Annotated in this window: 19 protein-coding genes; 12 read left to right on the forward strand and 7 right to left on the reverse strand. The window is 57.5% G+C overall.

The window, feature by feature from the left end; all coding sequences use genetic code 11:
• The first annotated feature begins 5 nt into the window (after nucleotides 1–5).
• The 4 genes from BUC36_RS15440 to rpoS all read left to right on the forward strand — a co-directional run bounded on the left by BUC36_RS15440 (nucleotide 6) and on the right by rpoS (nucleotide 3,857).
• Nucleotides 6–677 carry a protein-L-isoaspartate(D-aspartate) O-methyltransferase gene (locus BUC36_RS15440; protein ID WP_200797295.1) on the forward strand — a complete coding sequence of 224 codons (672 nt, stop codon included), beginning with the start codon at nucleotides 6–8 and terminating at the stop codon, nucleotides 675–677.
• Nucleotides 678–733: 56 nt separating this feature from the next.
• On the forward strand, nucleotides 734–1,639 hold the full coding sequence (locus BUC36_RS15445) for a DUF368 domain-containing protein (protein WP_234995023.1): 906 nt from the start codon (nucleotides 734–736) through the stop codon (nucleotides 1,637–1,639).
• Nucleotides 1,640–1,752: 113 nt separating this feature from the next.
• On the forward strand, nucleotides 1,753–2,607 hold the full coding sequence (locus tag BUC36_RS15450) for a peptidoglycan DD-metalloendopeptidase family protein (RefSeq protein WP_084536144.1): 855 nt from the start codon (nucleotides 1,753–1,755) through the stop codon (nucleotides 2,605–2,607).
• A 203-nt stretch (nucleotides 2,608–2,810) separates the two neighbouring features.
• Nucleotides 2,811–3,857 (forward strand): RNA polymerase sigma factor RpoS, encoded by a 1,047-nt coding sequence (gene rpoS, locus BUC36_RS15455; protein ID WP_268778226.1) that lies wholly within the window; start codon nucleotides 2,811–2,813, stop codon nucleotides 3,855–3,857.
• 132 nt (nucleotides 3,858–3,989) lie between these two features.
• Here the strand turns inward: rpoS and BUC36_RS15460 are convergent, their stop codons facing one another.
• The 3 genes from BUC36_RS15460 to BUC36_RS15470 form a co-directional block, all read right to left on the reverse strand.
• Nucleotides 3,990–4,316 (reverse strand): YdbL family probable chaperone protein, encoded by a 327-nt coding sequence (locus tag BUC36_RS15460; RefSeq protein ID WP_200797296.1) that lies wholly within the window; start codon nucleotides 4,314–4,316, stop codon nucleotides 3,990–3,992.
• Between the two features lie 11 nt (nucleotides 4,317–4,327).
• Complete coding sequence (locus tag BUC36_RS15465) at nucleotides 4,328–4,522, reverse strand: YnbE family lipoprotein (RefSeq protein WP_073276810.1); 195 nt, start codon at nucleotides 4,520–4,522, stop codon at nucleotides 4,328–4,330.
• A gap of 83 nt (nucleotides 4,523–4,605) precedes the next feature.
• Entirely contained in the window at nucleotides 4,606–7,527 is a 2,922-nt protein-coding gene (locus BUC36_RS15470; protein WP_143187014.1) for an intermembrane phospholipid transport protein YdbH family protein, read from the reverse strand.
• Between the two features lie 208 nt (nucleotides 7,528–7,735).
• Here BUC36_RS15470 and ggt point away from each other — a divergent pair, with 208 nt between their 5' ends.
• Both ggt and pepN read left to right on the forward strand, forming a co-directional pair.
• Nucleotides 7,736–9,376: a gamma-glutamyltransferase gene (gene ggt / locus BUC36_RS15475; protein ID WP_234995024.1), complete on the forward strand. Its 1,641-nt coding sequence runs from the start codon at nucleotides 7,736–7,738 to the stop codon at nucleotides 9,374–9,376.
• A gap of 308 nt (nucleotides 9,377–9,684) precedes the next feature.
• On the forward strand, nucleotides 9,685–12,315 hold the full coding sequence (gene pepN / locus BUC36_RS15480; RefSeq protein WP_073276814.1) for an aminopeptidase N: 2,631 nt from the start codon (nucleotides 9,685–9,687) through the stop codon (nucleotides 12,313–12,315).
• A 78-nt stretch (nucleotides 12,316–12,393) separates the two neighbouring features.
• On the opposite strand, the gene BUC36_RS15485 is transcribed toward pepN, so the two are convergent.
• Together BUC36_RS15485 and BUC36_RS15490 are read right to left on the reverse strand one after the other, a co-directional pair.
• On the reverse strand, nucleotides 12,394–12,942 hold the full coding sequence (locus BUC36_RS15485) for a histidine phosphatase family protein (RefSeq protein WP_073276816.1): 549 nt from the start codon (nucleotides 12,940–12,942) through the stop codon (nucleotides 12,394–12,396).
• 13 nt (nucleotides 12,943–12,955) lie between these two features.
• Entirely contained in the window at nucleotides 12,956–14,539 is a 1,584-nt protein-coding gene (locus BUC36_RS15490) for a carboxylesterase/lipase family protein (RefSeq protein WP_073276817.1), read from the reverse strand.
• A gap of 796 nt (nucleotides 14,540–15,335) precedes the next feature.
• Between BUC36_RS15490 and BUC36_RS15495 the strand changes: the two genes are divergently transcribed.
• Nucleotides 15,336–16,604: an MDR family MFS transporter gene (locus BUC36_RS15495; protein ID WP_073276819.1), complete on the forward strand. Its 1,269-nt coding sequence runs from the start codon at nucleotides 15,336–15,338 to the stop codon at nucleotides 16,602–16,604.
• Nucleotides 16,605–16,803: 199 nt separating this feature from the next.
• Here BUC36_RS15495 and BUC36_RS15500 read toward each other — a convergent pair whose 3' ends face one another.
• Together BUC36_RS15500 and BUC36_RS15505 are read right to left on the reverse strand one after the other, a co-directional pair.
• Nucleotides 16,804–18,834, reverse strand: a complete 2,031-nt coding sequence (locus BUC36_RS15500; RefSeq protein WP_073276821.1) for an NADPH-dependent 2,4-dienoyl-CoA reductase — start codon at nucleotides 18,832–18,834, stop codon at nucleotides 16,804–16,806.
• Between the two features lie 166 nt (nucleotides 18,835–19,000).
• Complete coding sequence (locus tag BUC36_RS15505; protein ID WP_234995025.1) at nucleotides 19,001–19,915, reverse strand: LysR family transcriptional regulator; 915 nt, start codon at nucleotides 19,913–19,915, stop codon at nucleotides 19,001–19,003.
• Between the two features lie 95 nt (nucleotides 19,916–20,010).
• Here BUC36_RS15505 and BUC36_RS15510 point away from each other — a divergent pair, with 95 nt between their 5' ends.
• The 5 genes from BUC36_RS15510 to BUC36_RS15530 are packed head-to-tail and all read left to right on the forward strand — an operon-like array spanning nucleotide 20,011 to nucleotide 24,575.
• Entirely contained in the window at nucleotides 20,011–20,682 is a 672-nt protein-coding gene (locus BUC36_RS15510; protein WP_073276823.1) for a histidine phosphatase family protein, read from the forward strand.
• A gap of 26 nt (nucleotides 20,683–20,708) precedes the next feature.
• The gene (locus BUC36_RS15515; protein ID WP_073276825.1) at nucleotides 20,709–21,920 is read left to right on the forward strand and encodes an acyl-CoA dehydrogenase family protein; all 1,212 of its coding nucleotides are present in this window, start codon (nucleotides 20,709–20,711) and stop codon (nucleotides 21,918–21,920) included.
• A 13-nt stretch (nucleotides 21,921–21,933) separates the two neighbouring features.
• Nucleotides 21,934–22,992 (forward strand): phosphotransferase, encoded by a 1,059-nt coding sequence (locus tag BUC36_RS15520; protein WP_073276827.1) that lies wholly within the window; start codon nucleotides 21,934–21,936, stop codon nucleotides 22,990–22,992.
• A 27-nt stretch (nucleotides 22,993–23,019) separates the two neighbouring features.
• Nucleotides 23,020–23,796: an SDR family oxidoreductase gene (locus tag BUC36_RS15525; RefSeq protein ID WP_073276829.1), complete on the forward strand. Its 777-nt coding sequence runs from the start codon at nucleotides 23,020–23,022 to the stop codon at nucleotides 23,794–23,796.
• Nucleotides 23,797–23,798: 2 nt separating this feature from the next.
• Nucleotides 23,799–24,575 (forward strand): SDR family NAD(P)-dependent oxidoreductase, encoded by a 777-nt coding sequence (locus tag BUC36_RS15530; protein ID WP_073276831.1) that lies wholly within the window; start codon nucleotides 23,799–23,801, stop codon nucleotides 24,573–24,575.
• Nucleotide 24,576 lies beyond the last annotated feature (1 nt).

The following is a 24,576-nucleotide window of genomic DNA, read 5'->3' on the forward strand; positions in this document are numbered from 1 at the left end:
AGAATATGGATCGCTTGAGACGTGAGGGGCTGGGGATGACCTCCCAGCGTACCCGCAACCGCCTGATACAGCGGCTTCGGGACGAAGGAATCAGCAACGAAGAAGTGCTGGATGTTATGGCATCGACCCCCCGGCACCTCTTTCTTGACGAAGCTCTGGCCATTCGCGCCTATGAGGACACCGCGCTGCCGATCGGTTATGGCCAGACCATCTCTCAGCCGTATATCGTCGCTCGCATGACAGAAATCCTGCTGAGTCGCGCCAAGTCACTGCATCGGGTACTCGAGGTAGGCACGGGTTCCGGTTACCAGACTGCCATCCTCGCTCGCCTGGTGGATCATCTCTATTCCGTGGAGCGCATCGAGCCGCTACTGGATCAGGCGCGGCGGCTATTGCGGGAACTGGAACACCGCAATGTCGAATTCAAGCTCAGCAACGGCGGCTTCGGCTGGCCGGAAAAGGGCCCCTTTGACGCCATTCTGGCGGCTGCCGCACCCGCCTCCATTCCCGACGAGTTGAAGCAGCAGCTGGCTCCGGACGGTGTGCTGGTGATCCCGGTGGGCTCGGAGCGCCAGTTCCTCACCATTGTCACCCGTCGCGAAGACAGTGATCAGTTTGACGTTGAAAAATTGGAAGCGGTGCGCTTTGTGCCGCTGCTCAGTGGTGTGGTTCGATGAGTTGGTCTGGTTTCTTCAAGAGCCGCTATGCGGGTGTGGTCGCACGCGGTATGGCGATGGGCGCGGCCGACGTGGTTCCCGGGGTTTCCGGCGGAACCATCGCTTTTATCACGGGTATTTATCAGGAGCTGCTCGATTCGCTCAGCCGGATCGGTCCGCACGCTGTTACCGTGCTGCGGCGCCACGGTCTCGCAGTCGCTTGGCAGTACATCAATGGCAGCTTTCTGCTCGCGCTGTTTTCCGGGGTTCTGCTCAGTATTTTCAGCCTCGCGCGGCTGATTGGTTTTCTGCTGCAGACTTACCCAATCGTGGTCTGGGCATTCTTTTTCGGGTTGGTCCTGGCCTCAGCAGTGCCGATTCTGCGCAGTATTCCGCGCTGGTCGGCCTCTGTTGTTTTGTTCCTGCTTATTGGCGTGACCACTGCAGTGCTGATCAGTGAGCTGCGGCCGGGACAGATTCCGGCGACGCCTGTGACACTGTTTCTCTCCGGGGCCCTGGCAATCTGCGCAATGATTCTGCCCGGCATTTCCGGTGCATTTATTCTGCTGTTGATCGGAATTTATCCAAGGGTGCTGGTCGCAGTGCACGAGATGCAACTGTTGAATCTGCTCTGCTTTGCGGCTGGTGCCGGCTGTGGATTACTGTTGTTCAGTCGACTGCTTTCCTGGCTGATGCATCATTACCTTGCGCGCACGCTGGCTTTTCTTGCCGGCATATTGCTGGGCAGCCTGAAGATCATCTGGCCTTGGAAGCTTCCGCTTGCCGGAGTGGAAGGTGGTGTGAATAAACTGGCACCGTTGATGTCCAACACCTCGCCGGCCACATTCAGTGCCCAGACGGGTGAGAGTGCTTACCTGGGGCTGGCATTGGCCGCCGCAGGCATCGCCATGGCTCTGGTGTTGGTTGTGGATGGACTCGGAAGAAGGCATAGAGAGGGCAAATCCTGCGCCTCGCCGCAATAAGATCTGCAAAAGGTCGGAGCGGCAGCTTTTTATGAAGGAATTTGGCGATTTCTTGGAACTTTTTTTTAGACACTTTTCCCATAAATGCGGCCGTCTGATGTAAAAAGAGAATAATGAAATGTCGTCTCGTTCAACATAATCGACACGGAATCTGGCGGGACAATTGTCCTGTTTCTGGTCATTTTCCGTTGTCGGTGTTAAAAATTTTGAGCTTGGCATTGGTGCCACTGTTCTTGTATGCCTGTGCTTCACACCCGGCTCCCACCAGTTCACTCAGCCAGCCGCCGAGTATCAGAATCAAGCTTCACACGGTTAGCCGCGGGGAAACTCTCTACTCTATTGCGTGGCGGTATGGTAAGGATTATCGGGAACTGGCGGCGATAAACGGTATTTCCGCACCTTACCAGATCTATCCTGGGCAGCAGCTCCAGCTGGCCGGGCGCGCGCTCGTTGCGGCGCCTACGACCCCGCCTACAGTCGCCAGGAAGCGGCCACCGGCGCCGAAACCGACTTCCAAACCCCAGAAAAAATCTACCGCCAGCAGTTCAAAATCCTTAACGGCGAGCAAGCCGCGCCAGGTGACTTCTCGGGCGTCTGGCTCCTCCATTCGCTGGGGTTGGCCCGCAAAGGGCAAAGTGATCAGCAGGTTCAGTTCAGGCGACCCGTTGCGGAAGGGAGTTGATATCGCCGGTGAAAAGGGAGAATCTGTACTCGCAGCAGCTGATGGCACCGTGATCTACGCGGGGAATGCGCTGAGAGGTTATGGGAAACTACTGATCGTTAAGCACAGTGAGGAGTATCTGAGTGCTTATGCCCACAATCACAAGTTACTTGTGAAAGAGGGCAGCGAGGTCAAAGCGGGGCAGAGGATAGCGGAACTGGGTTCAAGTGGTACCGACCGCAACAAGCTTCACTTTGAGATTCGTCGAAACGGTCAGCCTGTTGACCCCCTTGCTTATCTGCCATGACTCGACTGGTTGCCAGAAAGCTCTGCAAATAAAAATGGATTTTTAATTTGTACCACTTGAGGTAGTCACTGGATTTGTGACGATCGCAAGGTCAGCCAATCCGGTGACTGTCGCACAGACGGTAGCGCAGCTGGTAGTAGCCATTCCTGGCGCCACTAAGCTGCAGTGCGGCTGATATTGGCAAAGTACAAGGAGTAGGGGAAATGGAAGCACAACGGCAAGACCAGTCAATGGCTGGCCACGCAGATGATCTTCCTCCTGAGTTGGCAGCAGATCAAAACGGGCAACAAATAAACGAGAAAGAGGGCTATACGAACGGCCGTATCCGGAAAACAGCGGCAAAAAAAAACTCCGAACCCACCCCACTGAAGGCTCGAGTACGCAGTTTGGACACCGATCGTCATCTGCAGAAAAACCTCGATGCCACCCAGTTATATCTCAATGAAATTGGCTTTTCCCCCCTGCTGACCGCAGAAGAAGAAGTTTACTACGCGCGTAAGGCTCTGCGTGGTGATGCGGCGGCGAGAAAGCGGATGATCGAAAGCAACCTGCGATTAGTCGTGAAGATTGCACGGCGGTATGTTAGTCGTGGACTGGCTTTGCTGGACTTGATCGAAGAGGGCAACCTGGGCCTGATCCGCGCAGTGGAAAAATTCGACCCCGAGCGTGGTTTCCGCTTTTCGACCTACGCCACCTGGTGGATTCGCCAGACGATTGAGCGGGCGATCATGAATCAGACCCGCACGATTCGCCTGCCGATTCATGTAGTGAAGGAACTGAACGTCTATCTGCGTGCATCGCGTGAACTGGCGCAGAAGCTCGACCACGAACCTTCCGCAGAAGAGATCGCTAATCTGCTGGAAAAGCCGGTAGAAGATGTTGAGCGTATGCTGGGCCTCAACGAGCGGGTTACATCGGTGGATACGCCGATTGGCCCATCCTCGGAAAAGACTCTGGTAGACACCATTCCGGATCAACATGAGTCTGATCCGGCGGAGCTGCTGCAGGACAGCGATCTGTTCGATAGTATCAATCGCTGGCTGGGCGAGCTGCCTGACAAGCAGTGTGAAGTGGTTTCCCGGCGATTTGGGCTACGCGGGTTTGAAGCCAGCACCCTGGAAGAAGTAGGGCGCGAAATTGGCCTGACTCGTGAACGTGTGCGCCAGATTCAGGTGGATGCCCTGAAGCGTCTCCGAGAGGTGATGGAGAAACAGGGGCTGGACGGGCTGTCTCTGTTCGGCAACCTGTAAGATAAACACTTAAACACAAAAAGCCCGCAGAGAGGTGTCTCTTAGCGGGCTTTTTTATACCCTCGATCGCGTCGCGGGTTTCTATTTCAAGCTGGATTGGGTGCAGGGTGAACCTTTCCGGCTTGTTTGCGCCTACTTCTGTACCCAGCGACCAAGTTTATCTTGATAGTACTCTCCCGGGGCCACTCGCGCCTCGAGCTTTTCTGCAGCGCGCGCCGCTACCTGGGCGATATCGATGTTATTGCGCTTTGCGATGCGGGCGTACTCGGCTTTCCGCTTGGCGTTGACTTCCGCCACCAATGCCTCGAGTTCGGGGGAGCTCTGGCTGACTACGGCGATATAGCCGCTGTTTGCCTCGCCGACAAGGCCCTGGCTCTTGGCTTCCCCCAGGTTGATGGCCAGGGCCGGCAGTGCAATAGCCAGGCTCAGAAACAGCAGGGCAGTCTTTATAAGCTTCATGGTTCGCCTCCTTAGAAAATGCCTTCTTTGTCGTCGAAGAGGTCATCCAGCTCCCTGTCGACCTTGACGCGGATCTCGTGCTCGATCTTTACATTCAGGTTGACAGTAATAGGCTCACTGGGCGCCTGCACCGCTACCGTTGGCGTGCACCCTGCGGTAACCATAGCGCAGAGTAGCAGTGCAGGGGTTAATCTGGTCGTCGTCATCTGACGCTCCTCAGGGTCTAACTTCTGGGTTATTGTAGCGGGGCAAGCTTAACCCAATCTGAATCGGAATGATTGGGGTTGGTTCACTGAATCTGCTTTTCGAGAGCCTCGGTCAGATCTCGGCTGGCCTGCAGGGAGCGCAGCATGGCAGGGATATTGTTTTCGAGGTTCAGGTTGATGATCAAGTCCCTGTCGGCATCCACGGAATCACTGCGTCCAACCAGCTTCAGTTGCAGTTGCATATCACCACTGGGGGGATATTCCACTGTGCCGGAGAGTTCTCGATAGTTGTAATCTTCCAGTGCCCCCGCGATAAGCTTGAGTTGCGGGTTGCTGGATAGCATCTCTGCAGAAAAGGCGCCGTAATATCGCAGCCTGCCGCCGGGTGCCCGTGCCTGTACACTTCCATGTTCAATGGTTATCCCCTCCCGGCTGGTGATGAGTGGAATTTTCAGGTCGAGGATTCCCGTTGCCGCGAAGTTCTCCGCTTCAGTTTCCCGGGCCAGTTCCCTGAGGGAAATTTCATTGAGAAGAACCAGGCTGCGGCGCTCCTCGCCTTTGAGACTCCAAACCAGGGCTTCAGACTGCAGCTTCCCGCCTAATAATTCCGCGCGGAGTTTTTCGAATCTCAGCTCCTGTTTCTGATCCAGTGATAGTGTGAATTGGATATCCTTTACCGGCAGTCCCACATCCAGTGTGTCGATGCGCACCGGTTGTGGCTTTGACGTTATCCAGTTCTCCTCCGGCTTTATCAAAGCGAACCGCGTTTGCACTCCCGTCGCAAAACTGTCGCCATAGACTGCCGCTGCGTCATTCAGGGTGACGTTAATGTTGTCACCCTGTGTCTGCGGCCAGGACAGTTTGCCAGCGGCGGTAAGCGTGCCTGCGACCAGGTCCAGTGGCAGGCCTGCTACGGACTCGCTGAGCGGTTGCTGCTGGCTGAATTTCACAGGCTCCAGGGTAAACTCAGCGTTTCCCTTCGCGGTGTCCAGGTCGTGACGCCACTGTGCCCGAGCATTCAGACTGCCCGCCTGCAACTGATTTTCACCGCGAAGCCGGTTTCCATTTAAGTTGAGTTTGCCGGATAGTACAGGTTCCAGCCGATAGCCCCCCTGAGCGGTAAATTTTAGGTTGTCAGACCGGTAGCTACTTGTGAATTGCGATTGGCTGTCGTCCAGCCGAAAATGCATATCGTCAAATCTTACCGCCCCCGAAGCTGTCATTTCCTCGTTTTTCAACTTGGAAAAACTGGTGATTGACTCCGGGCTGTTACAGGCCGGATTACCGTCCGCCAGTGTGCATTCCACGTGGGTTGTGCTGAATGAAAAATCCTCCACTTCGATACCGTCCCGGGAGATCTGCCGAGCGGTAAATGCCGATTGCCGGAGCTCCCAGCGTTGCCGGTTGGCCTGTAGGGTGAAGTCGAGTTGCGTATGGAGTTTCGGTTCGCGAATGGTGAGAGTGCTTGATTTATGGTCGATTTTATCTGCAGCCACCTGGAGTTTCAGGGCGCATCTGGTCTCCTCTGCGATGGTACAGTCTACCTGTTGCAATTCCGAAGCGATCGCAGCTTTCCCGCCATCTGGGGTTAATTGCAGTGCCGCAGTCCCCTCGGTGATTTGGATATCGCCGGGCCACTCAGCAATCTGCAGGTTCACCGGTTTCGCAATCCGAATATCTACCTTCCCTTTATGCCAGCCGAACTGGGAGGCTGGCGAGTCTTGCTGCAGCTCTGCGGTATAGCTGAATCCCGCACGGCTATCGGGCAACAGCGTCAGAGTGATGTTGCTCAGCCAGCTTTGGTGGAGCGCTCGGTCGTCACGCAAAGGCGATACTTTTGCCATGCCGGCGAAGTGCACGGCGCCGGAAGGCGAACCGAGCTTCAAGGCTGCTAGCATTTTCTGCCATCGGGGTGCAGCTAGGAGGGGAGATGCGGCTTCAAGATTGAGAGTGCCGGTGACCTCGATCGAGGGCTTTTCGTTTTTGCTGCGGGTTTGGGTTTGCAGGTCGAGCAGTGGCACCGGTTGACCGGTTGGAGTTAGCTTCAACGTTGCCGATCCGGCGATGGCTTCTGTCCTTGCTGGCTCTAGCGACTTCAGTGACAGTTCGATGGGGGTATCCGTGGACACTGATAAGTCGGCGGGGACACCCAGCAGCGTCTCTGGAAGGGTCAGGTGTAACGACTCACCATTTAACTTTGCAACGATATCGCGGTAGGCCTGTAATTGGAGCGCTTCGTCCGGCAGTGCCAGCTCGATACTGGCGGTCAACTTTCCCGACGCGCTCGCCGCAATTTCATCGAGGTTCCCTAAGAGGGGCAGGCCGGCGATGCGCTGCAGATCCGATTCAAGTCGTAGGGCGGTTTGCCAGGTATCATTATCTCCCGGTGCCAGGTTGCAACGCAGTGAAAGCGCTGGGTCCTGCCCCGCGGTACCGAGGTGAGCGACCAGCGATAACTGGTTTTCCTGTGGTTGAATTCGCAGGGAGAGCCGCTGTTCGCCGCTCAATAGTGCGGCATCAATCGTATCTTCGGTGTGGTCGCGGCGAAGATCCAGTGCTGCAGGTGTTGCTGTCCTGCCTCGCCACTGCAGCTCCCTGATATGCAGTTTTTCCGGTAGATACCGGTGTATGCTCCATACCGTGTCGCTGAGTCTAAAGGCTGGTATGGGTTCTTCTTCCTTTTTCTCCGGTATGGCAGTTGTCGCAACTGCTCTCTCAGGAGGCTCAAATTCCAATCTTTCTACGGTGACTTGTGTGCGATTTTCTGCTCCAGAAAAAATCAGGCTGAAAGGCCGCAGCAGTCGCACATTCTCCAGATGCAGCGTTGCGCCATCACTGAGGGCTAGTTTCAGTCGCTCAATATCGATCTGCCCGAAAGAAAGCTGCAGGCCGTCAAGCGACTCGATTTTTCCGCCGTCGATCAGGGAATTAATCAGGGCCGGCACAGCGCGGTCGCGCTCCCACCAGAGCCAACCGCCGAGCGCAATGACCAGCAGAACTGCCACGAATGGGACCAGGCGGGATGTGCGCACGCGTAACCTCTTGAAAGTGACTTGCGATTGCCGGTTTTTTGTGGAAACTGGCAACGCTATACGGTTTCAGTGTAACCGGCTTGGAACAATAATAAGAGAGGCACCTTTTGTGAATTTCGCTTTTCGAGCCATTCTTTCTGGCGCATTCTTTTTCATGTCCCTGATCAGCGGGGGAATAGCTGTGGCTTACGATCGAGTGAATGGTGAGGGCTTTGCCAGTCGCTCGCCAGTACTGGCAACGCACGGCATGGCGGCCACGAGTCAGCCGCTGGCCACGCAGATCGCACTGGATATCCTCAAACGCGGAGGCAGTGCCGTCGACGCGGCGATTGCCGCCAATGCAGCGCAAGGCCTGATGGAACCGACCGGGAACGGAATCGGCGGAGATCTGTTCGCAATTGTTTGGAGCGCTGAAGAGGACAAGCTCTACGGCCTGAATGCCAGTGGTCGTTCACCCAAGTCGCTGCCCTTCGAATACTTCGCAAAAAACGGTCTGTCGAAGATCCCGTCGCACGGACCATTGCCAGTATCTGTCCCCGGTGCTGTGGACGGTTGGTTCGAACTGCACAAGAAGTTCGGTCGACTGCCGATGACAGATATTCTGGCGCCAGCGATCGATTATGCTGAGCGGGGTTTCCCGGTGACACAACTGGTAGCCTATTACTGGAACCGCTCCGCACCGCTGCTTGACAAGTACCCGGGATTCCGAGAAACCTACTTGCCCGGGGGCAGGGCGCCGCAGGAGGGTGACCTGTTCCGCAACCCGCGCCTCGCCAAAACGTATCGGCAGATAGCAGAGGGCGGCCGCGACGCCTTCTACAAGGGGGATATCGCCAGGAAAATCGCCGACTACATGAAGGAGAATGGCGGCTTCCTCTCCTACGAGGACCTGGCGTCGCACGCATCGGACTGGGTGGAGCCGGTTTCGACCAACTACCGCGGCTACGATATCTGGGAACTGCCTCCCAATGGCCAGGGTATCGCGGCACTGCAAATACTGAACATTCTCGAAGGCTACGACCTGGCCAAGCTTGGGCGCACCAGCCCGGAGTACGTACACCTGTTTGTCGAGGCGAAAAAGCTGGCCTTTGAAGACCGGGCTAGATATTACGCCGATCCCGCATTTAACGAGATTCCTGTCGCGCAGCTGATTTCGAAGAAGTATGCCGCGGAGCGGCGCAAGCTGATCAACCCGGACAAGGCGGCCAGGCGATACGATGCCGTTAATGTCGCTTTGCGCCACGGGGATACCATTTATCTGACCGTTGCGGACAAGGACGGCAACATGGTGTCGCTGATCCAGAGTAACTATCGCGGTATGGGGTCGGGTATGACGCCTGCGGACCTGGGCTTTATCCTGCAGGATCGCGGCGAGATGTTCAGTCTCGAGGAGGGGCACTTCAACCAGTATCAGCGGGGCAAGCGGCCCTTCCACACCATTATCCCCGCGTTCATTACCAAGAATGGCAAACCGTTCATGAGTTTTGGCGTGATGGGCGGGGCGACCCAGCCGCAGATGCATGCACAGATAGTGATCAATATGGTGGATTTCGGCCTCAATGTGCAGGAGGCGGGCGATGCACCACGCATATTGCATAGTGGTTCCAGCCAGCCGACGGACGAGATCATGACTGACGGCGGTTACATCAGTTTGGAGGACGGTTTCCCGATGGAAAGCCGCCGGACACTGGTTCAGATGGGCCACCAGCTACGCTTCGAGAGTGGGCCCTATGGCGGCTACCAGGGCATCATGCGCGACGATCAGGGTGTCTATTGGGGGGCTTCGGAAAGCCGCAAGGACGGGCACGCTGCCGGCTATTGATTACCTGATATTTTCGCCTGCAGTTCGGGTGCTGTTGCGACAGCTCCCGCTGCTGTCGCGATTTCTCCCTCTCTTTATCGCCCAGGGCAGTTGCGCTACGTAGACGTTTCCGCGACCTGCGTGGGCGATAATATCCACGAGCCCCGTTTTTCTTCAGGATTACACCAAAAGACCGTCGCCAACCGACCGATCTGAAATCTTTCGACGGCGGTCACTTGTGAAATTTGTCGGGAGTGATAACTTGTGCGCCGCGTCCTAACTGAACCGGGTTTGTGGCGCAAACTGCCCTGCGGAGGATGTTTCCCACTATGAAAGATGCCCAGCCCACAACCATTTACCTGAAAGACTACCGAGTGCCGGACTATCTGGTCGATAGCACCGACCTGCATTTTGAACTGCAGCCCAAGGCCACCCTGGTCAAGTCGCGGCTGAAGATCCGGCGCAATCCGGAGGCGGGAGCGGGGCTGCCGCCGCTGGTGCTCGATGGCGTGGAGCTGGAGCTGCTGTCGGTCGCCATCGACGGCAAACTGGTTCCCGCCAGTGGTTACGAGGAACTGCCGCAGGGACTGTCGATTCCGGTTGATGCGCCTGAATTTGAGCTGGAGATTCACAACCGGATTAACCCGGAAGGCAACACCTCACTGGAGGGCCTGTACCTCTCCAATGGCATGTATTGCACCCAGTGCGAGGCGGAGGGATTCCGCAAAATTACCTACTACCCGGATCGCCCCGACGTGATGTCCAGGTTTACCACCACCATTGTGGCACCGCGGCAGTACCCGGTATTGCTCTCCAACGGCAATGAGATAGCGCGGGGCAACACCGAGGACGGGCGCCAGTTCGTCACCTGGGAGGACCCATTCGTGAAGCCGTCTTATCTGTTTGCTCTTGTGGCCGGGGACCTGCAAAAGGTTGAGGACAGCTACACCACTGCCAGCGGTCGCGAGGTAAAGCTGCAGATCTTTACCGAGGCAAAAAATATCGGTAAGTGTGACCACGCCATGCGCTCACTGAAAAAGGCCATGCGCTGGGACGAAGAGGTCTACGGACTCGAATACGACCTGGATATCTTTATGGTCGTGGCGGTGGATCACTTCAACATGGGGGCGATGGAAAACAAGGGGCTGAATATATTCAATTCAGCCTGCGTGCTGGCGAGTCCGGAGACCGCTACTGACAGTACTTTCCAGCGAATCGAATCCATCGTAGGTCACGAGTATTTCCACAACTGGTCCGGCAATCGGGTCACCTGTCGCGACTGGTTCCAGTTAAGCCTGAAAGAGGGCTTCACCGTATTCCGCGATGCGGAATTCTCCGCGGACATGAACTCCCGCGCGGTCAAGCGCATCGAGGATGTATCCCTGTTGCGTACCGTTCAGTTTGCCGAAGATGCGGGGCCGATGGCACACCCGGTGCGCCCAGATTCCTATATGGAGATCTCCAACTTTTACACCCTGACCGTCTATGAAAAAGGCGCGGAAGTGGTGCGCATGGTTCACACGTTGTTGGGGGGCGAAGGTTTTCGCAAAGGCAGTGATCTCTATTTTGAGCGTCACGACGGCTGTGCGGTGACCTGCGAGGATTTTATCAAGGCAATGGAAGATGCCAACGAAGTCGATTTGGCCCAGTTCCGCCGCTGGTACAGTCAGGCCGGCACCCCGGTATTGGAAGTAACCGACGCCTATGATGCGGCCTCTGGCAATTATGCGCTGACCGTCAGGCAGTCATGTCCCGCGACGCCGGAGCAAAAGGAAAAATTGCCGTTCCATGTCCCTCTGGCGCTCGGACTGCTCGGAGCTGACGGACGCGATTTGCCACTGGATGCGGCAGGTAACACTCAGGTCGTTCTCCAGATAACCGAGCAAGAGCAGACGTTCAACTTCGCTGGTCTGACGGAAAAGCCGCTGCCTTCACTTCTACGCGGTTTCTCCGCCCCGGTGAAGGTCCGGTACGATTACAACACCGAGCAGTTGCTGTTCCTGATGCGCAGTGATACGGATGAATTCAACCGTTGGGATGCCAGCCAGCGTCTGGCATTTATGGCGCTGGAGCAGCTGCAGAACGACTTCCGCAACGGAAAGTCGCTACAGCTGCCGGCAGAGCTGGTGGCGGCCTATCGCAGCATACTGAGAAGTCAGGATCTGGATCCCGCACTGGTGGCGGAAATGCTGGCGTTGCCCAGTGAGCAAACCCTGGCGGAGCAGTCCGAGAAGATAGACGCCGAGGCGATCATGGCCGCGCGGAGATTTGCTCGCGATGCACTGGCGAGCGCGTTGAAAGAAGACCTGCGCACCTGTTACCGCAGGTTGCACAGTGACAAGCCATACAGCCCCAGTGCCGCCGATATCGCCGAGCGCAGTTTGAAAAATGCCTGCCTGTCTTATTTGTGTGTTACCGAAGATGCGGACGCGTTGGGAATGGCGCGCGAGCAGTTCGAACAAGCGACCAATATGACCGACAGTGCCGCGGCACTGGGCGCGCTGGTGAATTATGGCGAGGCTGCCACTGCCGAGGCTGCGCTCCAGTCATTTTACGACCGCTGGCAGCAGGATACCCAGGTGGTCGAGTTGTGGTTTGGCCTGCAGAGTAGCAGTGCCAAGTGGGGAACCCTGGACAGGGTGCGCACCCTGATGCAGCATCCGGCTTTCGAGCAAAAAAATCCAAATAAAGTGCGCGCGGTTATCGGCGGCTTCGCCAACCGTAACTTCACCCAGTTCCACAGTGCCGACGGCAGTGGATTTGAGTTTATTGCCGAACAGGTCATTGCGCTGGATAAACTCAATCCGCAGATAGCCGCCCGGCTGGTAATCCCGATCACTCGCTGGAAGAAATACCGCGGGGCGTTAGGAGAAAACATGCGAGATACATTGCAGTCGGTAATGGATTCCGGCAAGTTATCCGCGGACCTGTTTGAAGTGGTCAGCAAAAGCTTGATTTGAGTACGGAACTTAAGTGGGCGGCAGCTCTGTAGTGGGGCGAAGCTGCTACTTGTCCCCGGCGCGGCTCTCGGGGTGCGTTTACAAGATACGGCTGTCTCGCTCTGCGCCCAGCCGAATCAGCTCCAGACCTCCTCCTGTCAGTTGCAACTCGGTTACCGACGTATAATCCGGGCGAAATTGCTGTGTTCGCCGGTCATTGCGGATATGGGCAACGATGGAATTGATTACCATAAAGTGACAGAAGATTACTGTGTCCTCTTCCAGCCCGAGCAGGTAATTCAGGATTCCCATGCGCCATCTCAGTTGACGCTCGTCCTGTGTATCCCAGTCGCTGGCGAGCAACGCCCGGATCCACTGACCTCGCTTGCTGAGGGGGACGTCCTCAGGAGAGGGGAGTTCAGTCACAGCGCTTTCTATATTTACCGGGCACTGCCATATGTCTGCCAGGGGCTGGGCAGTCTGGCGGGCGCGGGTTTTTGGGCTGCTGGTCAGTGTGAGGGGGCGTGAAGGGGCAAGTGTCCGTGCTAACTCGCCCGCCTGCTGGCGGCCCAGGTCGGTAAGTTCCGGATCGGCAATTGATGGCCCTTTGGTCGCTTCGCCGTGGCGAACCAGTAATATGCGTGTCACTCGACTGCTAACTCTACAGATATCTGTTTAATACTTCGTCCGGTATATGTTGCCACAACGACGTGAGTTCTGCCGGATCAAATGAGCGCGCTGCCGGGTGATTACCAAAGCGATGACTGCGGCCGTCCGCAAATGATGGCCAGTCACTGCCGGGGTTACCGCACTCGGCGAAATTCAGCCAGGCCTCGCGCATAACGCTGCTCAGCGTATGCGCATCGGTTTCCCCGCCGTAGAGTGATTGCAGTGATTCCTTTCCGTGGGTGCCAAATATATAACCCAATTCCACTGCGTGGCAGGCACCGAGCAGTGGCTGGGCGGCAAGTGGTTGGGCGAAGTGGTAGTGATAGCGCTGCCCGCGATGGGCGTCGAGCAGACGGAGACCGGGCAGGGTGAAAACCATATCGGTGAGCAGCAGATTCCAGACTCGACTCCACTCTGGCCATGGATTGTCCTCCAGGGATTGTGCCACCGTGTAATAGTGGTCGAGCAGGGGATCCAACTGCTGCCGAGGCAGCAGCCATTCCAGTCGTGCGCGGATCTGCTCACTGTCGAGCGTGAAGCTCTCCGGATGGATAGCGCTGAAGAGATTCCACTCCTCGAGATTACTGCCGAGCAGGAGGCTGACATTTGCGCTATTGCCGTCTCGCAGTACCTGCATCGGTTCGAGGCTGATTAATTCGCCATCGAGTACCGGTTTGAAGGGCAATTGTCCCCAGTACTGCTCCATGCGTGTGTCTGCCAAGACTGCCTGCTGCGCATTCAATATCGATTTGGTATCTGCCTGAAGCGGATTTTGTTTGCCGCTGATTTTTTCCAGATGCTCGATAAATGCCTCGGCCAGACAGTTGGCCTTGTCCCGGCTGTGGATTGCCCGGGGATGTCCGCTCTGCACAATCGCGCGCCGAAACAGGCCACGGCAAGCAGGTGCGGCCAGCAGTGCGGCGATACTCATGGCGCCGGCAGATTCGCCGAAAAGCGTAATGTTGTCTACGTCGCCACCGAAGGCGGCAATATTGGTGCGTATCCATTTCAATGCAGCGATTTGATCCAGCAGACCTTCGTTGCCGCTGGAAGGCACTTCACTGATATCTTGCAGGCGCAAAAATCCCAGTGCGCCGAGGCGATAATTAATAGTGACGACGATGGCCCGTCCGCTGGCCGCCAAATGACAGCCGTTATAGATTTCCTGGCAACCGGACCCCATGTAAAAGGAGCCGCCATGTATCCACAGCATCACCGGCAGCTTCTTATTGCTGTGCTTCGATACGGGTGGCGCGAATATATTTAAATAGAGGCAGTCCTCGCTTTCCGGTAACTCTCCATTCGGGCCCCGGACAACAAAAAGCGTTGATGGGTTTTGTGCGGCCGGCATCCCAAAGTCAAACGCATGAAAAGGGGCAACTTTGGACGGTACCGGTTGCGGCGGTTGCCAGCGCAGTTCGCCAATCGGTGGTTGTGCGTAGGGAATGCCCTGAAAACGGTGAACCCCCGTTTCGGCGTCAATAGAGCCTAAGATGGGCCCTGCCGGTGTATCTACGACAGGGGTCATTTTGACGATTTTATTGTTGTGACGGCCAATACTCGCATCGCTGGTCATGGGGGCGCTTCGATCCTTGTGCAGTGAGATCCATAACCCATTTAGTATAGCCGGCAGTAGAATTGCTCGCGCAAATGCGCTGCCTCCAGTCGACAAGAATCTGGTGCAAAAGCAAATGGCTCAGCGCGCCCTGCCAGCAATGATGGGCGAGCAGTGAATGAGTTTCCGGTGGAAAGCCTTAACCGTTCGTTAGTAGCGTTTGTCTGCGGGTCGCTGGTTGTCCAGCCATCGAGAGGTGTACTCGCGCACAAGTGCGGAGAGCTTCTTCCCGCTAGAACTTGTGTTGTTATCATTCCTGGATTGCTCCTGTCGGTCGATCATGATGACCATCGTCGGATGAGGGTAGGGAAATCGGGGCAACCTTGTCCCGTTGCCATGTCTTACCCTGTCACTTCTCTGATTCGACCGGGACGGAAAAAATAAGGCTTGAAAATTGTTGTAAGTTCCACTTGCAAACGCCGATTACTCAGATAGTATTAACGACATAGAGTCAACTAGCGATAGTTTCCAATGAACAACCATTATCTCCATAGTGCACCGCGCAAGCGCTTCGTCCAGCAGCGACAGCTGCCGGTCGCCGTTCGCCCGTGCAGTGGTGTTCAGGGAATCCTTTCCCTATGTGTGACTTGCGCAATGCGCCCGGTGACAGCAGTGATCACCCCGTACACCTGACTTAGCTATAGGCGATGGAAGGTGTTAAGCCTTCCTCCCAACAGAAAACCCGGAAGGCTGACCTTCCGGGTTTTTTTTTGCCGAAATTTTACGAAGAGAGCAATGATCGACAAGGAGTAGTGTAATGAACAGGCAGTGGTGGCAGCAGCTGCACAGCTTCCCACCTTTAATCTGGATAATTTTGATCGGCAGTTTTTTTGGTCGCGGCACCTACTTTATGGTGTGGCCGTTTCTGGCGATTCTGCTTTACGAGAAATTTCAGCTGGGTGCGGCGCAAATTGGCTTGATACTGAGTGCCTCTGCCGTGGGAGCAGCGTTGTTGGGCTTCTATGTGGGATCCCTGTCGGATCGCTATGGTCGCCGGAATATGCTGCTGGCGGGAACAACAATCAATGTTCTCGCCTTTGCGCTGTTGGCGGTCGCGCAGTCGCTGCCGGTATTTATAGCGGCCATGACCTTCTGCTCGATCGGGCGGGCGGTGTGGGAGCCGCCGGCGAGCGCACTGATTGGCGATCTTATTCCGGATAAGCAAAGCCGCGAGCTGGCGTTGCAGTTCCGCTATTTCCTGATCAACGTGGGCGCGGCGCTGGGTCCCATTGTAGGTGTCTGGGCCGGACTGAGTGCACAACAGTCAACCTTCGGATTGACCGCACTCAGTTATCTGCTGCTGAGCCTGGCGTTTCTGTGGGGCTTCGCGCACACGGAAAGTGGCCGCCTCGCGCACAAGCGGCGGAACGCCAATGTGACTTTAGCCAGTACTCTTGCGGTTCTGCGCCGGGATCAGGTTTTCCTGGTGGTGATAATCGCCAATGTGCTGACACTGTTTATCTATGCCCACTTGGATTCCAGCCTCGTGCAGTACCTGACCCGGGCGGGAGCCCCCAGGCTGGTGGAGCTGATCTCCAGCATGATCCTGGTCAATGCCTCCACCATTGTATTGTTGCAGTTTCCACTGCTACAGCTGATGCGCAATATCGATGTGAACGGACGCATCATTATCGGTCTGGTCGTGTTGGCTGTAGGTCAGCTGTGGTTTGCGCTTAACCCGGTGAATTGGTTTGTGGGCTGGCTGGGAGCCACCTTTGTCGTCAGCCTCGCGGAGGCCGTGCTGTTTCCGACCATGAGCGTGCAGATAGACCGGCTGGCACCGGACCATTTGCGCGGCAGTTATTTCGGGGCGTCATCGTTCTACTCTCTGGGCTGGTCGGTGGCGCCGCTGATCGGTGGCATTGTGATCGAATGGTGGAGTGGGGCTGCGCTTTACTGGATGATGTTCTGTTTGTGCGGAATGGTGTTTGTGCTCTACCGCCTGACGGCGCACCTCACCCGCCCCGAGTGGCCGGAATCAAGCGAGGCCGTAGAGTTGCGACCCGATGCGACTCCCGCGCAGTGAGCGGAATCTGTTGTTGTCTTCAACATTGTTTCGGCCCCTCATGGGGCCGTTTTTTTGTGGCTGCACGTTATGAATAGCTCTCATCGATACAGCCGTCGCTCGCGGGTGATACTGCACAAAGGGGGGAGGTGATCTTCGATCACCGGTAGCACCGTTATTTCAGCGTGAAACCTGCGGCGCTCTCCTCTGTCACCGCTGGCTAGATCTCCGCGGCCAATCGCGATCCCTGATCGATGGCCCGCTTGGCATCCAGCTCGGCTGCCTCGTCGGCACCGCCAATCAGGTGGACTTTGACGGAACTGGCTTGCAGCGCATCGTACAGGTCGCGCGCGGGTTCCTGGCCGGCGCAGATGACGATGTTGTCCACTTCCAGCAGATGCAGGTCGTCGCCAACGCGAATATGCAGTCCGCGGTCGTCGATTTTCTCGTAGCTGGCTCCGGCGATCATCTGCACATTGCGGTGCTTGAGGCTGGTGCGGTGAATCCAGCCGGTGGTTTTGCCGAGGCCGGCCCCGACCTTGGAGGTTTTGCGCTGTAGCAGGGTCACCTGCCGCGGAGCCGTTACCGGTGCTGGTTTTTTCAGGCCGGCACGATTTTCCAGCTGAATATCCACACCCCATTCGTCGAAGAACTCCCCTTTGCTACTGGCGATCAGTTCCTGGGTGTTGTCACCTTCGTGGGTCAGGTACTCCGCCGTATCGAAGCCGATACCACCGGCACCGATAACCGCGATTTTCTCGCCCACCGGCTTCTTGTGCTTCAGCACATCCAGATAGCTCAGTACTTTTTCGTGCTCGATACCCGGAATGGGCGGCGTGCGCGGTTCGATACCGGTGGCAATGATCACGTCATCGAAGTCTTGCAGGCCTTCAGCAGTGGCGCGGGTGTTGAGCTTGACCGTAACCCCGGTGATTTCCAGGCGGCGTTTGAAGTAGCGCAGTGTCTCTTCGAACTCGGCCTTGCCGGGAATCTGCTTGGCAATATTGAACTGGCCACCGATTTTGTCTTGCGCCTCGAACAGGGTCACTTTGTGTCCGCGCTCGGCAGCAACGCTGGCCGCGGCGAGTCCGGCAGGGCCCGCGCCGACAACAGCGATTTGTTTCGGCGTTGCCGCCGGAAGATAGTTCAGCTCGGTCTCGTGACAGGCGCGGGGGTTGACCAGACAGGAGGTCAGTTTCAGTTCGAAGGTATGGTCCAGGCAGGCCTGGTTACAGCCGATACAGGTGTTGATCTCGTCCGCCCGGTCCTCGGCAGCCTTGTTGACGAATTCGGCATCGGCCAGGAACGGCCGCGCCATGGAAATCATGTCCGCGTGGCCCGCGGCCAGCACCTCTTCACCCACAGCAGGCATGTTGATGCGGTTGCTGGTTACCACCGGCACGGTCAGGTGTTGCTTCACCTTGGCGGTGATCTCGGTAAAGGCGGCGCGGGGGACGCTGGTGGCAATCGTGGGAACGCGCGCTTCGTGCCAGCCGATACCGGTATTGATGATGGTCGCGCCGGCGCCTTCGATGGCCTTGCCCAGGGCGACCACCTCTTCAAAGGTGCTGCCGTCTTCGACCAGGTCCAGCATAGACAGGCGGTAGATAATGATGAAGTCCGGACCGACGGCCTCGCGCACACGACGCACGATTTCGATCGGCAGGCGGATACGGTTCTCGAAGCTGCCGCCCCACTCGTCGCTACGCTTGTTGGTGCGGGATACGATGAACTGGTTAATGAAGTAACCTTCCGAGCCCATGATCTCGACGCCGTCGTAACCCGCCTCGCGGGCGAGGGTCGCACAGCGCACATAGTCATCGATCTGGGCTTCGACCTCCGCGCCGCTCAGTTCCTTCGGCGTGAACGGGTTGATCGGCGCCTGTATGGCCGACGGGGCGACCAGGTTCTGGTTATAGGCGTAGCGACCCGCGTGCAGTATCTGCATGCAGATCTTGCCGTCCTCGGCGTGTACCGCGTCGGTGATTTCCCGGTGCTGCTGCGCCTCTTCTCCGGTGGTCATTTTGGCGGAGCCCATAAACACACCGCCTTCCTCGTTGGGTGCGATACCGCCGGTCACGATCAGGCCGACGCCACCGCGGGCGCGCTCGGCGTAGAAAGCCGCCAGGCGACTGAATCCGCCCGCGTGTTCTTCCAGGTTGGTGTGCATGGAGCCCATCAGCACCCGGTTTTTCAGCGTGGTAAAGCCCAGGTCCAGCGGGGCCAGCAGATGGGGGTAGGCTTGGGACATGGCGGAACTCTCTTTTTGTGACCAATCGGGGTGTTCTTGTATATGCAACGAGTTGCATATTGAACGAGAGAGGATAGCAAGCGGAAACGATGGGGGGCAGTGACCAATCCGGTCGAATTCAGTGATCAATCTCCGATAGGGCAGCTGTTGGCTTTTGCAGCCCCCGCTATTTAGTTGTCGCGAACATATCCAGAAGCTGTTCCCGCAACCAGCGGTTGGCCGGGTCGTCGTGCTGGTTGTTATGCCACAGCAGGTGCCAGTCCATCCGCGGCACCTGGAACGGCAACTCGAACAGGCGCGCCGGATACTGGTTGGCGAGACTCGCCGGTATCGTCAGCGCCAGGTCGGTGCGCAGTACTACTAGTGGCGCCACGCGGTAGTGCTGCACGCGCAGTTTGATATTGCGGCGTCGCCCCACCTTGTTCAGCGCGATATCCACGACACCCGGCCCGGCGCGGCGACTGGAAACATGGATATGGTCCAGTTTCAGGTACTGCTCCAGGGTCAGGCTGTCCTGCTTCGCCAGGGGGTGGTCGGCGCGCAGCATGCACAGGTAGCGATCGTTGATCAGGCTCTGCTGCTGCAGCTGGGTGGTTGTGGCGAGGGAAATATCCAGACCAAAATCCAGCATGTTGGCCGCGAGTTCCTTTACCAGCTGGTTGCGCGGCACATAGTAGGACTCGACCGAGATCCCCGGCGCAACCTGCTGTAGCCGTTCCAGCAGGCGTGGCAGCAGCAGGGTTTCCGCCATGTCGTTCATCGACAGGCGCAGCGTCTTGTCCGCCGTTGCGGGGTCGAAATGGCGCTGCTCGCGGAGGCTGCCGCCAAGTAACACGAGGGCTTCATGGACCTTCGGCATGATGCGCTCGGTCAGCGGTGTCGGGCTCATGCCGCCCGTCGTGCGCGTGAATAGTGGGTCATCCAGGGTGCGGCGCAGGCGGGCGAGGGCGTTGCTGACCGCGGGCTGGGTGATGTGCAGCTGTTCCGCGGCGCGGGTCAGATTGCGCTCGTTGTAGATCGCCTCCAGGACCAGGAACAGGTTCATATCCATCTGTTGCAGCTGCACCATGATCAATCCCATGTTTGATGCTGTGAATGATTAGATATTCGCATAATAAACTTGGATGATCTATGCGGGAGCGCTAGGGTATTGGTCTATATGGAAGGAGATAGGCATTGGCAGAGTTTTACACCGTTCGTCACGGGCAGGCCTCATACGGCGCCGCTGACTACGACAAGCTATCCGAGCTAGGGATACGCCAGGCGCGCTGGCTGGGTGAGCACTGGCAGGCCGCGGGCATTCAGTTCGACCGCATCCTTTGCGGCAGTCTGCTGCGCCACCGGGAAACCGCGCAGGGCATCTGTGCGGGGATGGCGCTGGATGCGAATCAGGTGCAGGTCTGCCCCCAGTTGAATGAATTCGACTTCCACAGCCTGCTGCAGAATTATGGCGACCACGCCCCGCAGGCGGTGCCGAAGCCCGGTGCCGGCAAGCCCGAATATTACCGCTTCCTGAAGAAGGCGATGTTGGCCTGGGCCGCCGGCGAGGTGAACGGCTCGGAATCCTGGCAGGAGTTCGAACAGCGTATCGAAGAAGCACTGGGCCTGATCGGCGACTGTCCTCGCGGCAGCAAGACGCTGGTGGTCAGCTCCGGTGGCGCCATTGCGATGATGGTTCGCCAGGTGCTCGGTGCCCAGGCGGAGACCGTAATCAAGCTCAATATGCAGATCAAGAATACCGCGGTGAGCCACTTCTTCGCCGGCGCGGACAGCTTCAGCCTGCACAGCTTCAATCACGTGCCGCACCTGGAAAACGGGGAGCGACACGAGTTCATTACCTACAGCTGAAAAAAACTTAATAAAGGCGGCTAACCATGGAATTCGAATATTCAGACAAAGTGAAGCTACTGCTCGAGCGCCTGCAGCGCTTTATGGATGATTATGTCTATCCCGCGGAGCAGACATATCACCAGCAACTGCAGGAAGATCGCTGGGGTGAGCCGCCAATTATGGTGGAGCTGAAAGCCAGGGCGCGTGAGGCCGAGTTGTGGAATCTGTTCTTGCCGGATCCGCGTTTTGGCGCTGGCCTGTCGAACCTCGAGTACGCGCCGCTGGCGGAGGAAATGGGCAAGGTGCTCTTCTCCTCGGAGATCTTCAACTGCAGCGCGCCGGACACCGGCAATATGGAGGTGCTCGCCCAGTACGGAAATGCAGAACAGCAGCAGCGCTGGTTGCAGCCGCTGCTGGCCGGGGAAATCCGCTCGGCGTTTGCGATGACGGAACCGAAAGTCGCCTCGTCGGACGCCACCAATATCGAGACTTCGATCGTGCGCGATGGCGATGACTATGTGATCAACGGCCACAAGTTCTACATCAGTGGCCTGATGAACAAGCGCTGCGAGATCATGATCGTGATGGGCAAGACCGATGCGGACAACCCGAACCGCTATCAGCAGCAGTCACAGATCCTGGTGCCCACCAGTACGCCGGGCGTCAAGATTGTGCGTCCGATGACCGTGTTTGGCTACGATGATGCCCCGGAAGGCCATGCGGAAGTGATTTTTGACAACGTGCGCGTACCGGCCAGCAACCTGATCCTTGGGGAGGGGCGCGGATTTGAAATCGCCCAGGGGCGCCTCGGCCCGGGCCGTATTCACCACTGTATGCGATTGATCGGCCAGGCCCAGCGCGCGCTGGAAATGATGTCCAGGCGCGCCGAGCAAAGGGTCGTATTCGGCCGGCCGATGATCAAGCAGCAGTCCGTGCGTGAGGATATCGCGAAGTCTGCCTGTGAAATCGAACAGGCGCGCCTGCTTACCCTGAAGGCCGCGGACCAGATGGACAGGTACGGCAACAAGGCGGCCAAGGACTTGATCGCGATGATCAAGATAGTGGCGCCGCAGATGGCGTGTACCGTGATCGACCGCGCAATCCAGATTCACGGCGCCGCCGGACTGAGTCAGGATTTCACTCTCGCGCAACACTATGCCTACGCGCGCACCATTCGCCTGGCGGATGGACCGGATCAGGTCCATATGATGCAGCTGGGTCGTAACCTGGCCGCGCGTTACGGCGCCGAGCACTAAGCTGGAGGTGACGATGACCACTGGGGCTGTGTCAGAAAATAAGAACGCAGTAGAGCTGTTGCCAGTGCAAGTATTGGAAAAATACTTGGCGGCAAATATCGAAGGATTTGGTGGACCACTGACGATCAGCAAGTTTTCCGGAGGGCAGTCCAACCCTACATTTAAACTGCGGGCAGCGTCCGGGACTTATGTGCTGCGTCGCCAACCGCCGGGCAAGCTGTTGAAGTCCGCCCACGCGGTGGACCGGGAGTTTCGAGTGATGCGGGCCCTGGCGAATACCGAGGTGCCGGTGCCGCGCGTATTGCACCTGTGCGAGGATCGCGAGCTGATCGGCTCGCTGTTCTATGTGATGGAATACTGCGACGGCCGCATATTCTGGGATGCTGCCCTGCCGGAACTCGATAACACTCAGCGCGGTGCCTGCTACGAAGAGATGAACCGCGTGCTGGCGGCACTGCACAGTGTGGACCTGGCAGCAACCGGGCTGACCGATTACGGCAAGCCGGGAAACTATTTCGAGCGGCAGTTCGACCGCTGGCAGGGGCAGTACCGGGCATCCGAACTGAAGCCCATCGAGGCGATGGACAAATTGATCGACTGGCTGGCCAGCGCTTTGCCGGAAGACGATGGCCGGGTGGCGCTGGTACACGGCGACTACCGGCTCGACAACATCATGTTTCACCCGACGGAGAGCCGCGCCATTGCCGTGCTCGACTGGGAACTGTCGACGCTGGGCCATCCCTTTGCCGACCTCGCCTACCAATGCATGCAGCTACGCATGCCAGCCAATGCCGGCAATATTTCCGGGCTGATGGGGGTGGATCGCGGCGCACTCGGTATTCCTTCCGAGCAGGATTACGTCGCCCGTTACTGTGAACGGATGGGCATCGCGCGTATCGACAACTGGGCTTTCTATCTCGCGTTCAGTTTTTTCCGCCTGGCGGCCATCGTCCAGGGTGTCGCCAAGCGTGCTCACGACGGCAATGCATCGAGCAAGAACGCGGCGCAGGTGGGTGCCTTTGTCGAACCCCTGGCGCTGATGGCCCTGGACGTGATTGATAAAGAACATTGAACATCGAAAGATACTGAGGAAAACATCATGGCAACGAATCTTTTTGACCTGACCGGCAAGATCGCGCTGGTGACTGGCGCCAGTCGCGGTATCGGTGAAGCCATCGCCAAACTACTGGCAGAGCAGGGCGCCCACGTGCTGGTTTCCAGTCGCAAAATTGACGGATGTCAGGCTGTGGCAGATACGATTGTCGACGCCGGTGGTTCGGCGGAGGCAGTGCCGTGTCATATCGGCAATATGGAGGACATCGAGCGGGTTTTTGGTGAGATTCGCCAGAAGCACGGCCGCCTGGATATCCTGGTCAACAATGCCGCTACCAACCCCTATTTCGGCCATATCCTGGATACGGACCTCAGCGCCTTCCAGAAGACCGTCGATGTCAATATTCGCGGGTATTTCTTTATGTCCGTTGAGGCCGGCAAGCTGATGCGGGAGCAGGGTGGCGGTCGCATCGTAAACACCGCCTCGGTCAACGCGCTGCAGCCGGGCGTCGGTCAGGGGATTTACTCCATTACCAAGGCGGCCGTAGTGAATATGACCAAAGCCTTTGCCAAGGAGTGTGCGCAGTTCAATATTCGCGTGAACGCGCTGCTGCCGGGTCTGACCAAAACCAAGTTCGCCGGTGCCTTGTTCACCCACGAAGAGATTTACGATACCGCGATCGGCCACATTCCCATGCACCGCCATGCGGAACCGGAAGAGATGGCCGGTACAGTGCTCTACCTGGTTTCTGACGCCTCCAGCTATACGACCGGCGAATGTGTCGTGGTCGATGGCGGCATGATCTCCTGCGGGGGTATCTGACAATGGATCCGATTCTCGATTTTACCGGTAAGGTCGCCCTGATTACCGGGGCATCCAGCGGTTTCGGCAAGCTGCTCGCGCGCGAACTCGGTGAGCGCGGAGCCAAACTGGTGCTGGGCGATATCAATGAAGCGGACCTGATGACGGTGGCCGACGAACTCGGTGGTGCCGGTATCGAGGCGCGCGCGCGCCGCTGCGATGTCTCCTCCGAGACGGACTGTGCCGCGCTGGTGGAGCTGGCGCAGGCGGAATTCGGCGGGCTGGATATTGCAGTAAACAATGCCGGTATTGCGCCGCCGATGATGTCCGTGGAAGACACCAGCGAGGCGGAGATGGATCGTCAGTATAACGTCAACACCAAGGGCGTACTGTTTGGTCTCAAGTACCAGCTGCCGTTGATGAAGCAACGCGGTGGCGGTGCCGTCCTCAATGTCTCCTCAATGGCCGGGATCGGCGGTGCGCCGAAGATCTCCTCCTATGCGGCGGCCAAGCATGCGGTCATCGGATTGACGAAATCCGCTGCCATGGAAAGCGCCAAGTACGGTGTGCGGATCAACGCAATCTGTCCTTTCTTTACCTTGACGCCAATGGTGACTGATATCGAAACTCCGGGGGTGAGCCAGCAGGACTTCCAGGCGTCCCTCGCTTCGGGTTGTCCGATGAGGCGTCTCGGCAAGCCCGAGGAGGTGATTGCGGCGATGCTGATGCTGCTGTCGCCCAAGATGACTTATGTCACCGGGCAGGCACTCGCTGTAGATGGTGGCATGTCCGCTATGTGAT

The sequence above is a fragment of the Microbulbifer donghaiensis genome (assembly GCF_900129095.1).
GTDB classification, from domain to species: domain Bacteria; phylum Pseudomonadota; class Gammaproteobacteria; order Pseudomonadales; family Cellvibrionaceae; genus Microbulbifer; species Microbulbifer donghaiensis.